The organism is Herminiimonas glaciei (assembly GCF_042664955.1).
GTDB classification, from domain to species: Bacteria; Pseudomonadota; Gammaproteobacteria; order Burkholderiales; family Burkholderiaceae_D; genus Oxalicibacterium; species Oxalicibacterium glaciei.
Window position 1 is genome coordinate 42,876 of the sequence record NZ_JBHTBU010000002.1, and the last position, 14,678, is coordinate 57,553.

At 54.1% G+C, this 14,678-nt stretch carries 13 protein-coding genes; 5 read left to right on the plus strand and 8 right to left on the minus strand.

Annotated elements, in window-relative coordinates:
* Positions 1-41 precede the first annotated feature (41 nt).
* From rodA to ACFQPC_RS11025, 5 genes are all read right to left on the minus strand, one after another.
* On the minus strand, positions 42-1,157 hold the full coding sequence (gene rodA, locus ACFQPC_RS11005) for a rod shape-determining protein RodA (RefSeq protein WP_382271946.1): 1,116 nt from the start codon (positions 1,155-1,157) through the stop codon (positions 42-44).
* Positions 1,154-3,061 (minus strand): penicillin-binding protein 2, encoded by a 1,908-nt coding sequence (gene mrdA / locus ACFQPC_RS11010; RefSeq protein ID WP_382271947.1) that lies wholly within the window; start codon positions 3,059-3,061, stop codon positions 1,154-1,156. Before mrdA ends, rodA begins: the two co-directional genes overlap by 4 nt.
* A 43-nt stretch (positions 3,062-3,104) precedes the next feature.
* The gene (gene mreD / locus ACFQPC_RS11015; RefSeq protein ID WP_382271948.1) at positions 3,105-3,620 is read right to left on the minus strand and encodes a rod shape-determining protein MreD; all 516 of its coding nucleotides are present in this window, start codon (positions 3,618-3,620) and stop codon (positions 3,105-3,107) included.
* Positions 3,617-4,609, minus strand: coding sequence for a rod shape-determining protein MreC (gene mreC / locus ACFQPC_RS11020; RefSeq protein WP_382271949.1), 993 nt, complete (start codon positions 4,607-4,609; stop codon positions 3,617-3,619). Before mreC ends, mreD begins: the two co-directional genes overlap by 4 nt.
* Before the next feature lie 154 nt (positions 4,610-4,763).
* Positions 4,764-5,807 (minus strand): rod shape-determining protein, encoded by a 1,044-nt coding sequence (locus tag ACFQPC_RS11025; RefSeq protein ID WP_382271950.1) that lies wholly within the window; start codon positions 5,805-5,807, stop codon positions 4,764-4,766.
* 250 nt (positions 5,808-6,057) lie between these two features.
* On the opposite strand from ACFQPC_RS11025, the gene gatC reads away from it, so the two are divergent.
* The 3 genes from gatC to gatB all read left to right on the plus strand — a co-directional run bounded on the left by gatC (position 6,058) and on the right by gatB (position 9,410).
* A complete protein-coding gene (gatC, locus tag ACFQPC_RS11030; protein WP_011979421.1) occupies positions 6,058-6,360 on the plus strand; it encodes an Asp-tRNA(Asn)/Glu-tRNA(Gln) amidotransferase subunit GatC in 303 nt (100 codons plus the stop codon).
* A gap of 73 nt (positions 6,361-6,433) precedes the next feature.
* Positions 6,434-7,891, plus strand: coding sequence for an Asp-tRNA(Asn)/Glu-tRNA(Gln) amidotransferase subunit GatA (gene gatA / locus ACFQPC_RS11035; RefSeq protein WP_382271951.1), 1,458 nt, complete (start codon positions 6,434-6,436; stop codon positions 7,889-7,891).
* Positions 7,892-7,949: 58 nt separating this feature from the next.
* Positions 7,950-9,410, plus strand: a complete 1,461-nt coding sequence (gene gatB, locus ACFQPC_RS11040) for an Asp-tRNA(Asn)/Glu-tRNA(Gln) amidotransferase subunit GatB (protein ID WP_382271953.1) — start codon at positions 7,950-7,952, stop codon at positions 9,408-9,410.
* 67 nt (positions 9,411-9,477) lie between these two features.
* Here gatB and ACFQPC_RS11045 read toward each other — a convergent pair whose 3' ends face one another.
* The 3 genes from ACFQPC_RS11045 to pyrE all read right to left on the minus strand — a co-directional run bounded on the left by ACFQPC_RS11045 (position 9,478) and on the right by pyrE (position 11,474).
* Complete coding sequence (locus tag ACFQPC_RS11045; protein WP_382271954.1) at positions 9,478-10,005, minus strand: CC0125/CC1285 family lipoprotein; 528 nt, start codon at positions 10,003-10,005, stop codon at positions 9,478-9,480.
* A gap of 176 nt (positions 10,006-10,181) precedes the next feature.
* Positions 10,182-10,784: a DUF4124 domain-containing protein gene (locus ACFQPC_RS11050; protein ID WP_382271956.1), complete on the minus strand. Its 603-nt coding sequence runs from the start codon at positions 10,782-10,784 to the stop codon at positions 10,182-10,184.
* A gap of 24 nt (positions 10,785-10,808) precedes the next feature.
* Entirely contained in the window at positions 10,809-11,474 is a 666-nt protein-coding gene (pyrE, locus tag ACFQPC_RS11055; protein ID WP_382271957.1) for an orotate phosphoribosyltransferase, read from the minus strand.
* 197 nt (positions 11,475-11,671) lie between these two features.
* Between pyrE and ACFQPC_RS11060 the strand changes: the two genes are divergently transcribed.
* The gene (locus ACFQPC_RS11060; protein ID WP_382271958.1) at positions 11,672-12,454 is read left to right on the plus strand and encodes an exodeoxyribonuclease III; all 783 of its coding nucleotides are present in this window, start codon (positions 11,672-11,674) and stop codon (positions 12,452-12,454) included.
* Positions 12,455-12,634: 180 nt separating this feature from the next.
* The gene (locus tag ACFQPC_RS11065; protein WP_382271959.1) at positions 12,635-14,596 is read left to right on the plus strand and encodes a PhoX family protein; all 1,962 of its coding nucleotides are present in this window, start codon (positions 12,635-12,637) and stop codon (positions 14,594-14,596) included.
* The last annotated feature ends 82 nt before the right edge of the window (positions 14,597-14,678 follow it).

Consider the following 14,678-nt stretch of genomic DNA (forward strand, 5'->3'; position numbering starts at 1 on the left):
CCCGCGTACGTTGCACGCAAGGCTATCGATAAACGGTGACATCAGCTTTGCATTAATTTCCTGTGCCGCTGAATGCTCATCAAAATGCCGACGCCCAAACCGAGCGTGACAAAGGCGGTGCCGCCATAACTGAAAAAAGGCAAAGGTACGCCGACGACCGGAAGAATACCACTGACCATGCCCATATTCACAAATGCGTAAGTGAAGAAGATCAGCGTAATCGCGCCAGCCAGCAAACGACTGAACAGGGTCGGTGCATTCGCCGCAATAATCATGCTGCGGCCAATCAGCAGCAAATACAGGAAGAGCAGCACACAGTTGCCGATCAGGCCGAACTCTTCGGAGAATACGGCAAAGATAAAATCGGTAGTGCGTTCGGGGATGAATTCCAGATGTGCCTGCGTACCGTTGAGCCAGCCTTTACCGGTAATACCGCCGGAGCCTATCGCAATGGTCGACTGGATGATATGGAAACCTTTACCCAGCGGATCGGTGGTCGGATCGATCAATGTCAACACACGTCCACGCTGGTAATCATGCAGCATCGACCACACTACCGGCAAACTGGCCGCCACCGAGATTGCAGCCGCGACCAGGACTTTCCATGACAAGCCGGCCAGGAAAATCACATAAAAACCTGCCGCCAACACCAGCAACGATGTGCCCAGATCCGGCTGGCGCATGATCAGGCCGACTGGTGCAATCAGCATCAGGCCGGCCACCAGGAATTCGCGCCAACGCGTCACGCCTTCGCGCTTCTGGAAGAACCAGGCCAGCATCATCGGCATCGCGATCTTCATGATTTCCGATGGTTGCACGACCACGCCCAGATCGACCCAGCGTCGCGCACCATTACGAATCAGGCCGAACTGTGCGACCGCCACCAATAAAACAATACCGGTGACATATAAAGGTACGGCAAAACGCATCAGGGTCTGCGGTGGAATCGCTGCGGCGATCCACATCACGACGAAGGCGATCACGATGTTGCGCACATGGTCTTCGACGCGCCCCGGGAAATCGATGCCGGCCGAATACAGGGTCACCGTTCCGACCGCCAGGATCATGCTGACGATCAGGATCAGCGGCACATCAAACATCTGGATGTAAGGCTGGATGATTTGCCCGAGCGAGCGCTTGTTCATCTGGTCACTCATTCGACGAACTCTTCCTTCACTTCTTTCTTCGGCTTGGCCGGTGTCTTGTCGTCAGGACGCTTGCCCAGCAGGTAGAAATCCATCGCCTGTTTCGCAATCGGCGCTGCGGCAGCGCCACCGAAACCACCGTTTTCCACAATGATGGCCAAGGCTATACGCGGATTGTCGGCAGGTGCAAACGCCGTGTACAAAGCGTGATCATGGTGACGATCGGAAATCTTGCTGGAATCGTATTTCTCGTTTTTCTTGATCGCAATCACTTGTGCAGTACCGGTTTTGCCTGCCGACACATACTCGGCTCGCGCAAATGCACGCGCACCGGTACCTTCCTTATTGACGCCGACCATTGCATTCTTGATGACGTCGATGTTTTCCTGCTTCAGCGGGATGCGGTAACTTTCTTTCGGCACCGTCAGCGTGCGCTGGCGGGTAGTGCCGTTCTCGATCATTTTCACCAGATGCGGCTTCATCACTACGCCGTTGTTCGCCAGGATTGCGGTCGCGTGCGCCAGTTGCAAAGGCGTGAACGAGTTATAGCCTTGTCCAATACCGATGGAAATTGTTTCACCGGCATACCATTTCTTTTGCTCCGGCTTGCGATAAGCCGCGGCCTTCCATGCGGTCGATGGCAACACGCCGGTGCGCTCGAAGCGCAAATCGATGCCGGTCTTCTGGCCGAAACCGAATGGCTTCATGAAGTCATGGATCGCATCGACGCCGAGATCGTTCGCCAGCATGTAGTAATAGGTATCGCAGGATTGCACGATCGATTTATACATATCGACGAAACCGTGTCCGCCTTCTTTATCGTCACGGAATTTATGGTTACCGAACCAGAAATAACCCGGATCGGAAATCGCATCCGACGGCTTGCGCTTGCCCAGCTCCAGTGCGGCCAATGCCATGAATGGTTTATACGTCGAGCCGGGTGGATAGGCACCGGACAGCGGACGATTCAGCAAAGGATGGTCCGGCGAATTATTCAGCGCGTCCCAGTTTTGCTGGTCGATACCTTCAACAAACAGGTTGGGATCAAAAGTCGGCATCGACACATAGGCCAGCACGTCACCGGTCGATGGCTCAATTGCAATCAAGGCACCACGACGGTCACCAAAGGCTTGTTCAACCACCTTTTGCAATTCAATATCGATAGACAGGATCAGGTTGTCGCCCGGTGTCGCCGCGGTACGCGACAAGGTGCGGATAGGACGACCACCCGCCGACACTTCGACTTCTTCGTAGCCGGTGCGACCGTGCAATTTGTCTTCGTAATTCTTTTCTACGCCTTCCTTGCCGATATGCTCGGTACCGCGATAGTTGGTGGCGTCGTCGCCCTCGTCAATTTCCTTTGCTTCACGCTGGTTGATGCGGCCGATATAACCGATCACATGGGAAGCAACCGAGCCGAGCGGGTATTGGCGGAACAGGCGCGCCTGGATTTCAACGCCGGGGAAACGATAACGTTGCGCGGAAAAACGTGCGACCTCTTCATCGGTCAGGCGCACACGTATCGGCGAACTGGCGAGATTACGAGATTCTTCCTGCAGTTTCTTGAAGCGCCTTCTGTCCTTCGGCTGGATATCGACCAGCGTCGCCAGCTCGTCGATCAGCGTTTCCAGGTCACCATTGATTTTGGACGGGGTGATTTCCAGCGTGTAAGCCGAGTAATTGCGCGCCAACACCACGCCGTTGCGATCGACGATCAGGCCACGATTCGGCACTACCGGCACCACCGAGATGCGATTGTCTTCAGCTTGCGCTACATAGTCGTTGTGTTTATATACCTGCAACCAGATGAAACGCGCCAGCAGACAGCCAAACAAAATGAACACCACGAAGCCCGCCACCGACAGGCGCAGGCGGAACAGGTGTAGTTCGCGTTCGGTATTTTTTAATTCAGTCATGCGGTTTCAAATACCGGATAAACATCAGAACAGCAGTGGCCGCTTACAGCGGGCGCGTGTCGTCGCGATTGATCGCACGACGTTGCGGTGCCAGCAAGATCCAGGTCACGACCGGCCATAAGAGGGCGGCGACGGCGCTTTCGGCAAAATACAGCCAGCCGGGGAAATTCCCGCCGACAAACAGACGCACGATCAATTGCACCAATTGCGTTCCCAACAACAGCAGGAAGACGTGCAAGGCCTGCGTTCCATTCGGGAACCACAGTACGCGCCGGTGGATCATGATCGCGAAATACGACAACAGCGTGTACGCAAGCGCATTCTCACCCAGTACCGCAGCATCATGTACATCCATCATGATGCCCATGAAGAAAGCTACGCCGATACCGACTTTGCGCGGCTGGTGCATGCTCCAGAACACCAGCAACAGGGCGACAAAATCAGGCACGCCTATCCATTGTCCCCAGGGCAGCAAGTTCAACAGGAAGGCGACGATCAGGCTCAGCGCGATAAACGCCGGACTCGCGGGCAAAAGAATGTAATGGGGCTGGTGGTTCATCGCGGTGCGGTCGCTGGCTGTGCTGGCGGTGGAGGAGCGGGTTGTAGATCGATACCCTTGCCCGAAGTTCCATTGGTGCGGCTGGCAGCATGACGCAGGATGCCTGCCATCTTGGCATTCTTGTCTTTTGTATCATCTGCTGCGCGCGGTTCCAGTTTGTTCTCCGTCAACAGGATCAACAACTGGCGGTTCCGATCTATGCCTGCCGTCGGCTGGCAAATGATGCGAGCAAAAGAATCAACCGATTTATTTTCCACCTGCGCGACAGTCGCAACGGCCAGGCCCGGCGGGTAAATACCGTCGATACCGGACGTCACCAACACATCACCCTTCTGGATATCGGCATTGGTCGGCATGAAGCGTAAATCCAGTACATTCGACTGCCCACGTCCGTAGGCGACGCTGCGCAAACCATTGCGTACCACTTGCACCGGGATGGCCTGGTTCTTGTCGGTCAGCAGCGTCACTTCCGAGCTGAACGGGAACACGCGCGTCACCTGCCCGACCACGCCGACATGATCGATCACCGGCTGCCCGAGTGCGACGCCATGCTGCGTACCGCGATCAAGCACGATCTTGCGGGTGAAGGCATCGCGGGTGTCATACAGGATTTCACCGAGTACCGATTTGACCGGCAGGCGTTCGCTGGTACCCAACAATTCTCGCAGCTGCGTATTCTCGGCCAGCAATTGCTGTCCTTGCTGCAGGGTACGCGCGTTGAGGGTTTGCTGTTGCTTGAGCTTTTCGTTTTCCGTCTTGATGTCGGACAGCGAGGTGAAGTAATCACCAACATAATAGAGTGCGTCGCGTGGGGCGAGGGCAACCACCTGCAGCGGATAGAGTGCCGTCGAGATGACCTGCCGCACCACCGCGAGTGAGCGCATATGCGAGTCCACTCCCAGCAGCACCAATGCGATCAAGGCGAAGAACACCATCTTTGCACGTGCCGAGGCACCTTGTTTGAAGAGTGGTGGTGGACTGTATTCCATGTATTACTTGTTGGCGAACCTGCCGAGGATGTCCACAACAAACCGCGCTGCCGGGACGATGTGTCCGGCAGCGGCAGCCTGTGTTTCGAAATGTTGTGCTTTCATGACATTGTTCATGTCAGCCAGTCGGATGGGTAATGCGGTTAGAGAGCGATTATTCGTAAGAGAAAATCGAACCCAGCTTATCCATACGTTCCAGCGCCATGCCGGAACCGCGCACCACGCAAGTCAGAGGGTCTTCGGCCACGATCACCGGCAAGCCTGTTTCTTCCATCAACAGACGGTCCAGGTCGCGCAGCAAGGCGCCACCACCGGTCAGCATCATGCCTTTTTCAGCAATATCGGCACCCAACTCCGGCGGGGTTTGTTCCAACGCGTTTTTCACGGCGGAAACAATGTTGTTCAGCGGGTCGGTCAGTGCTTCCAGGATTTCATTGCTGGAAATCGTGAACGAACGTGGGATGCCTTCGGACAGGTTACGGCCCTTGACTTCCATTTCACGCACTTCGGAGCCCGGGAAGGCCGAACCGATTTCTTTTTTGATCGCTTCCGCGGTTTGTTCACCGATCAGCATGCCGTAGTTGCGGCGGATGTAATTGACGATCGCCTCGTCGAATTTATCGCCACCAACACGGATCGAGCCTTTATAGACCATACCGCCCAGTGAAATGATGCCGACTTCGGTGGTACCGCCACCGATATCGACCACCATCGAGCCGGTTGCATCCGATACCGGCAGACCGGCACCAATCGCGGCTGCCATCGGCTCTTCGATCAGATAGACCTGCGCCGCACCTGCGCCCAGCGCGGATTCACGGATCGCACGGCGTTCCACCTGGGTGGAGCCGCAAGGGACGCAAATGATGATACGAGGGGAAGGTTTGAAGAGTTTGGTGTCGTGCACCATGCGGATGAACTGCTTGAGCATTTGCTCGGTAACGGTAAAGTCGGCAATCACGCCGTCTTTCATCGGGCGGATCGCCTCGATATTGCCCGGTACCTTGCCCAACATCTGTTTGGCTTCCTTACCGACGGCCATGATGGTTTTTTTGCCATTTGGGCCGCCTTGCTGGCGAATTGCCACTACAGAAGGCTCATCCAGCACGATTCCTGCGGTACGAACATATATCAGGGTGTTGGCAGTACCCAGATCGATTGCCAGATCATTCGAAAAATAACTACGTAAAAATCCAAACATGAATTGTCCTGGTGCGCAGCAGTGGTGCGCTTAAGTAAAAAAAGGGGTTTATGGCCGCGGCGACCCCAATATCGGCGCCAGCAAGGCATTAACCCGATATTCTACCTTATAATTTACCTTAATTTAGTCGTCTAAAAAGGCAAAAATATCCGCTGGATGCGCTATTTTGCAAAGCTTTTGCCAACACTAGAAGACTTTTGCACCTTCCGATTTTCTTAACATTGAACAGCGGCCCGACCGCAATCCGACCATGTCCCTCGAACTTTCCGATGTCAAACGCCTGTCAACGCTCGCTCAAATCGAGCTGACCACCGAGCAATCCGCGCAAACGCTGGACAAGCTCAATGGCATTTTTGCGCTGGTTGAACAGCTGCGCGCCGTCGATACCACCGGCATCGAACCCCTGAACCACCCGATCGCGACCATGCTGCCGGATCTCGCACTGCGCCTGCGCGAAGACGTTGTCAGCGAAGCGAATCGCCGCGACGATTACCAAAAAGTCGCGCCGGCCACGCAGGACGGCCTCTATCTGGTACCAAAAGTCATCGAATAAATCGCCGGCACGCCATACAGATGTGCACGCGGGGTAGCGCGCTGCCCCACCCACCGAACACCAGAAATTGATTATGCATACCAAGACCCTAAAAGAATTATCTGCACTGCTGCATAGCAAACAGATTTCCGCGACCGAGCTGGCGCAACTATTCCTTGATCGCATTGCGCACAGCGACCTGAATGCATTCCTGCACGTTGATCCTGCGCTGACACTGAAGGAAGCGGCATTGGCCGACCAACGCCTGGCCAGCGGTGACACGACTGCGTTGACCGGTATTCCGATTGCACACAAGGATATTTTCGTGACGCGCGACTGGCGCTCGACTGCCGGTTCCAAGATGCTGGAAAACTATGTCAGCCCTTTCGATGCAACCGTAGTCGAACAATTCAAGCAAGCCGGTATGGTGCATCTGGGCAAACTGAATTGCGATGAATTCGCGATGGGTTCTTCGAATGAAAATTCCTATTTCGGCGCAGTGAAAAATCCGTGGGACAAGACAGCGATCCCGGGCGGCTCATCCGGCGGTTCTGCTGCCGCGATTGCTGCGCGCCTGACGCCGGCGTCGACCGCTACCGATACCGGCGGCTCGATCCGCCAACCGGCCGCACTGTGCGGCGTCACCGGCATCAAACCAACCTATGGCAGCGTCTCGCGCTTCGGCATGATTGCGTTTGCATCGTCGCTGGACCAGGGCGGCCCGATTGCAAAAACTGCAGAAGATTGCGGCTTGTTGTTGAACGCGATGACCGGTTTCGACCCACGTGATTCGACCAGCATCGAACGCGCGAAAGAAGATTTCACACGCGACCTGAACCAGCCATTGCAAGGCTTGAAAATCGGTTTGCCACGTGAATACTTTGGTGACGGCCTGGCCGCCGATGTCGAACAGGCGGTACGCGCCGCACTCAAGGAATACGAAAAACTGGGCGCAACCCTGGTCGATATTTCGCTGCCGAAAACCGAACTGTCGATCCCGACCTATTACGTTATCGCACCAGCCGAAGCATCGTCCAACCTGAGCCGTTTCGACGGCGTACGTTACGGTTATCGCGCCAAGGATTACAGCGACTTGTCCGACATGTATCGCAAGACACGTGCCGAAGGTTTCGGTGAAGAAGTCAAACGCCGCATCCTGGTTGGCGCTTATGTACTGTCGCATGGTTACTATGATGCTTACTATCTGCAGGCACAAAAAATCCGCCGCCTGATCGCGCAGGATTTCCAGCAGGCATTCACACAATGCGACGTCATCATGGGGCCGGTATGCCCGACCGTGGCATGGGATCTCGGTGATAAAGCAGATGACCCTATCGCCAATTACCTGGCCGATATCTTCACGCTCTCGACCAGCCTCGCAGGCTTGCCGGGCATGTCGATTCCTTGCGGCTTCGGCCAGGGTGAAAAGAATTCCAAACGCCCGGTCGGCCTGCAAATCATCGGCAATTATTTTGCCGAAGCGAAGTTGTTGAATGTTGCGCACCAATACCAGCAAGCAACCGACTGGCACTTGCGCCAGCCAGCCGAATAAACGCTATCAAGTACATCGCGAAAACAGTTAATACGCTAACAAGCGAGTAAGGAAATATATGCAGTGGGAAGTGGTAATCGGTCTGGAAACGCACACGCAGTTGACGACCCAGACAAAAATTTTCAGCGGCTCACCGACCCAGTTCGGCGCTGAACCAAACACCCAAACTTCACCGGTCGACCTGGCCTTGCCAGGCGCATTGCCGGTCATGAATCGCGGTGCAGTCGAACGCGCGATTCAATTTGGCCTCGCCATCGGTGCCACCATCGCGCCGCATTCTGTGTTTGCACGCAAAAACTATTTCTATCCTGATTTGCCGAAGGGTTACCAAATCAGCCAGATGGACCTGCCTATCGTACAAGGCGGTCGCGTTTCCTTCGCACTCGAAGTCGACGGCAAAACCGAAATCCGCTCGGTGCAACTGACACGCGCGCATCTGGAAGAAGACGCCGGAAAATCGCTGCACGAAGACTATCAGGGTATGACCGGCATCGACCTGAACCGCGCCGGCACGCCACTACTGGAAATCGTGACTGAACCGGATATGCGTAGCGCGGCCGAAGCAGTCGCCTATGCGAAAGCCCTGCACACGCTGGTAACCTGGCTCGGCATTTGCGACGGCAATATGCAGGAAGGTTCATTCCGCTGCGACGCCAACGTCTCGGTACGCCCGGTCGGACAGAAGGAATACGGCACCCGTTGCGAAATCAAAAACCTGAACTCCTTCCGTTTCCTCGAAGATGCGATCAACTATGAAGTGCGTCGCCAGATCGAATTGATCGAAGACGGTGGTCGCGTGGTGCAAGCAACCCGTTTGTACGATCCGGACAAAAAAGAAACCCGCGAAATGCGCAGTAAGGAAGACGCGCACGATTACCGCTACTTCCCTGACCCCGACTTGCCGCCACTGGTCGTCAGCGCGGAATGGATTGCCCGTGTACAAGCTGCGATGCCGGAATTGCCTGGCGCAATGCGTGAACGCTTTGTCCGTGACTATGCATTGTCGGAATACGATGCCGCAGTGCTGACGCAATCGAAAGGCATGGCAAATTATTTCGAAGCGGTGGTTGCCGCCGCCGGCAAGGAACAGGCCAAACCTGCAGCCAACTGGCTGATGGGCGATGTTGCATCAACGCTGAACCGTGAAGGCATAGAGATCGCCGCTGCACCAGTCGCTGCTACGCAACTCGCATTGCTGCTGCAACGCATAGCGGACGGTACGATTTCCAACAAGATTGCGAAGGAAGTATTCGGTGCAATGTGGGAAGCCAAATCGGATAGCACCAAGCTGGCGGATGACATCATCGAATCCAAAGGCCTGAAACAAATCTCCGACAGCGGCGCACTGGAAAAACTGGTCGACGATGTATTGGCAGCGAACGCCAAATCAGTCGAAGAATTCCGCGCTGGTAAAGAGCAGGCGATTAACGCATTGATGGGTCAGGCGATGAAAGCCAGCAAGGGCAAAGCCAATCCGGCACAGCTGACTGAATTGCTGAAGAAAAAGCTGACTGCTTAATTCAGTCTGCCCATAAAAAAACGCGCTCCGTAAAACGAGCGCGTTTTTTATTGCAGCAATCAACTATCTAGATTACGCCCTTAGAAACAGGGGTATCCGTAGCGGCTGGAGGAAATAAGTATTTCTTTATGTGAGGACACACATTCTCCATGTCGCATTTCTTTTCGCCTTTTACATGTGGCTCTAGTTCTGCTTTAAGTTGAGTAGCATTGAAAATCTTAGGTGGATTTGCTTTTATCGGAGCTTTAAGCAAACGGATATCTGCTTCAAAGTATGGTTTTGGCGCCGTCTCCATCGGGATAAATATCATCTGAGCTTTGATAAAGGGTGAAGATTCTTCCACCCGTCCCAAGGCAATCGGAGACAGTATTTCAAAACCGTCAAATCCCTTCTCCAATGTCAGCTCTGTGGCCCTGTATAACCAATAAGTCTGAGCAGTTTCACGAGTGGCATAGCCATTTGCTGAAAAAGAGACCCGGTAGACGTCCTCGGCAACATGTTTGTCTCTATATCCCCCGGATAAGCTAGAAGACTGATAACTCGTGGCACAACCAGCAAGTAAAACCGAAACGACAATAAAAAATATATTCTTCAAATGCTTCTCCCTGTTGCGAATTAGTATTATTAAAGTATTGGCTCAATGAATCTGAGGCTTGTTCAATATTACTCGACAACACACATACCTTTCCACACGCCAAGAAAATTCGCAGCAAACAATTCAGCACTTCGGGTTTTCTCTGATATCACGAAAGGACTTTAAAAATCCCATCATCAATTTGAAGCCGTCGTCGTAATCTCACGATAGCGCCGCAAGATCTGATCATACTTTTCATTCATCTGCGCCAGCTCCGCCTCGCCGTCCTTGATGTGCTTGTGCAAATCACGCACGCTCTGGTCGTTGCGATCCAGTTTCGCCTGCATAGACGGTGACAGATTGCCTTTTTGTTTGCGCTCCAGGCCTGCAGCCTGTTCTTTCTCTGCACCATGCAGCGCAGCTTTGTATTGCGTGATCTGGATGCTGACCAGGTCGGTATCGCGCTTACGGGCGGCGGCAATATCGTCTTCGCTGCGATAGCGGGCCGAAAGGGCGCGGTCAGATCTTTTTTGTTCAGCTGCGGCCAGCTGTTCTGCTTTTTTCTTTTCTTCCTGCAATTCCAGCGCCCGCTTTTGCTCGGCCGTCAGTGGTGCCGCGAGCTCTTTGCGGGTATTGCCGTTATTGCTGTACTCACGCACGGGGCGGTCCGCACATTCCGGAATCGGGCGGTCGGAGGAGAGTGTCTTGCCTGATGCATCCTTGCACATATAAATCTTGGCATGGGCATGTATCGCTATCCATATCGAGAGAAAAAACAGTGTCTTGACTGCACCTTTCATTCCACTCCCCGAGAAAAAAGTTTGTTATGCCACGCCGTACCTCTGGCGGTAAGCAGCGACGGCTTCCTTGTATTTCGCCTGTTCCGAATCCGCACCGGCATTCGACAGGTATTCAAACAAATCCGACAGATTGCCGATCGACACTACCGGCATGCCGTAGGTATTACTGACTTCCTGCACCGCCGAATGAGCAGACAAGGCACCGTCTGCACCCGAGCGTTCCATGCGATCCAGCGCAATCATGACCGCGCATGGTGTTGCACCGGCAGCGCGGATCATGTCGACCGATTCACGCACCGAGGTACCGGCGGAAATCACGTCATCAATGATCACCACGCGCCCTTGCAATTTGGCCCCGACCATCGTGCCGCCTTCGCCATGGTCCTTGGCTTCCTTGCGGTTGAACGCGAACGAGACGTCACGCCCCTTGTTCGCCAGCGCCACTGCGGTCGCCGAAGCGAGCGTGATGCCTTTGTAGGCCGGGCCAAACAACATATCGAATTCGATACCCGAATCGATCAGGGTTTGTGCATAAAACTCGGCCAGCGTTGCCAGCGTGCCACCCTGATTGAACAGGCCGGCGTTAAAGAAATAGGGCGATGTGCGACCAGCCTTGGTCACAAACTCGCCGAAACGCAATACGCCGGTCTCAACCGAAAATTTGATGAATTCTTGCCGTAAATTGTTCAAAACGACTCCATAACGGATAAAAGTGACGAAAATTGTCGTTATTTGCTCGACTGAGGCCACATTTTAAAGCGTTATCGGGTCTGTATGCCTGTAAATGCAAAGGATATGCCTGCTCCCGACGACAGCCGCAAGCCTGAAGGCAAGCCACACTGCGGCGAATCGGTTATCCTGATCGCCTCATTTTTTTGAACGACGCTATGTTGAAAATTGTCTCCGCCAACCTGAATGGCATACGCTCAGCCGCTAAAAAGGGCTTTTTTACCTGGATGGCCAGGCATGATGCAGACTTTATCTGTGTACAGGAACTGAAAGCCCAGGCACCTGACATGACACCCGAATTCCTGACGCCACCGGGCTATACCGGCTATTTCCACTATGCCGAGAAGAAAGGCTATTCCGGTGCCGGCGTGTACTGCAAAACCGTACCGGACAACGTGCAGATCGGTTTCGGCTGCGCCGAGTTCGATGCCGAAGGCCGCTATGTGCAATGCGATTTTGGCAAGTTGAGTGTGATTTCGGTGTATTGCCCGTCCGGTTCGTCCGGCGAGGAACGGCAACAGGCCAAGTTCCGCTTCATGGATGTGTTCCTGCCGCACTTGCTGGAACTGAAAGCGCAAGGACGTGACTTCGTCATCTGCGGCGACTGGAATATCGCGCACAATGAAATCGACCTGAAGAATTTCAAAGGCAATCGCAAGAATTCCGGCTTCCTGCCAGAAGAACGTGCATGGCTGTCACGCGTATTTGATGAAGTCGAGCTGGTCGACGTGTACCGCCGCCTGCATCCGAATACCACCGACGAATGCTACACATGGTGGAGCAACCGCGGCCAGGCATATGCGAAGAACGTAGGCTGGCGCATTGATTACCAGGTGGCAACACCGGCACTGGCAGAGACTGCACGTAGCGCCGCCATCTATAAAGATGAGCGCTTCAGCGATCACGCGCCGCTGACAATAGATTATGACTGGAAACAGTGATGACATGGCCGCTTTTCACGAAGCGGTCATAAAGCATTTTTATAATCCCCGACTACGCGGGGGATCGCACGACAATTTCCAAAAACTCATTTCAACCCTATCCGTACATGCGGATAGGGTTGACAAGGGTTAAGCTTGCGGCCACCGGCGCATCGCAACTCAACCATCCTGGAAATAGCCATGTCCGATCAGCCACAGCCATCACGTCGTCAAGCTCTTAAGTTCCTCGCCAGCGCACCTTTGTTGCCGCTGGGTGCATCATCCGCTTTCCTCGCTGCCTGCAGCACAGCCGCACCATCCAGCGCCAAAGAATACGTCGCCACCAGCTTCACGCCTATGGCAGCACCATCACTGGCCGATGCAGCTGCGATGGCGACCACAGCAGTGGGCTCCACCATGAATGTGCACTATGCCGACAACTCGGTATTAGGCTACCGCCTCGCCTATCAACCATTCTTCATCACTGGACAAGCTGTGCCGGATGGCAAGGGCGGCACCATCATCAGCGGTGGCTACTACGACATCAATAACAAGCCCATCATCGATCGTTCGGTCGCGGGCAAGGAAAGACAATTTTTCTCCGACTCGCCGGACGGCACTTCGCTGCTCGCGCTGCCGGATGCGAACGTTGCCAACATCAAGGGCAAGGCCGTGTTCGGCGTCGTGCAGTTTGAATACACCACCCGTGACCAGGCAGGTGCAGCCAGCGGCAAGAATAATGCATACGGCACCTTGCCATCACCGATAGCGGTGCTGACGCTGGACCAGGATCAAAGCAACGGCAAACTGTCGCTGGTCAAATATCATAACGTCGATACCTCTTCGGTACATGGTTTGTGGATCACCTGCGGTGCCAGCCTGTCGCCATGGAATACGCACTTGTCGAGCGAAGAGTACGAACCGGATGCGCAATTCATCAACGACAGCCCCTTCTTCAAAAAATTCAGCAAGAATTTGTTTGGTGATGAGAACAAAGCCAATCCATATCACTACGGCCACTTGCCGGAAATCACCGTGCATGCAGATGGCAGCGGCAGCATCAAGAAGCATTTCTGCCTCGGTCGCATTTCTCACGAATTGATACAAGTAATGCCGGACAATCGCACAGTGTTGATGGGTGATGACTACACCAACGGCGGCTTGTTCATGTTCGTGGCCGACAAGGAGAAAGACCTGTCAGCCGGCACTTTGTATGTCGCCAAGGTCGGCGCAGGTTTCTCGGTTGATCCTGCTGCACCAGGTGCCGCACTGAGCTGGATTAAATTGGGTCATGCCAGCAGCGCAGAAATCGAAAAACTGGCGAACACCTTGAAGCCGTCCGACATCATGCACAGCGTCAAAGCTGATCCGAACGACGCCAGCTACACCAAGCTATATGCCGACGGTATCGCGAACTGGGTCAAGCTGAAACCGGGCATGGAAAAGGCTGCAGCCTTTCTCGAAACACATCGCTACGCCAACCTGGTTGGTGCCAGCATGGGCTTCACCAAGATGGAAGGCACGACTGTCAACATCAAGGACAAGATCGCGTATTCTGCCTTGCAGAATATTCAGAACTCGATGGTGAAGAATGATCCGGCATGGAATCCGGCCAGCAACATTACCGTCAACAAAGCCATCGTTGCCGGCGGTGTATTTGCACACAAGCTGACAGGCGGCCAACGCGACACCAGCGGCACAGCGATAGTCAGCGAGTGGGTACCGGTACAAACCCGTGCCTTGTTGATCGGCGAAGATATCGCCGCAGACGCTTTGGGTAATCTGGCGAATCCGGACAAAATTGCGAATCCGGACAACCTGAAGTTTTCAGAAAAAATGCGCACATTGTTCATCGGTGAAGACAGCAGCACACACGTCAACAATTTCTTGTGGGCCTACAACGTAGACACTAAAAAACTGGCGCGCATCATGTCTGTACCAGCAGGTGCCGAATCCACCGGTCTGCACGCGGTCGATGAAATCAATGGCTGGACTTACATCATGAGTAACTTCCAGCATGCCGGTGACTGGAGCGGCAAATTGCACAGCAAGGTCAAGGACAAACTCGATCCATTGATCAAGGCCAATTACAACGACAGGTTCAGCGCAGCAGTGGGTTACCTGACGGCGGAGCCTATGCAACCGAAATTGTCCAAGGCTTGAGCCTGATTGAGATAAGCAATCTTGCAAAAAAAAACAGGCGCACAGTTTGCGCCTGTTTTTACATCTGCCATACGCGATCAGG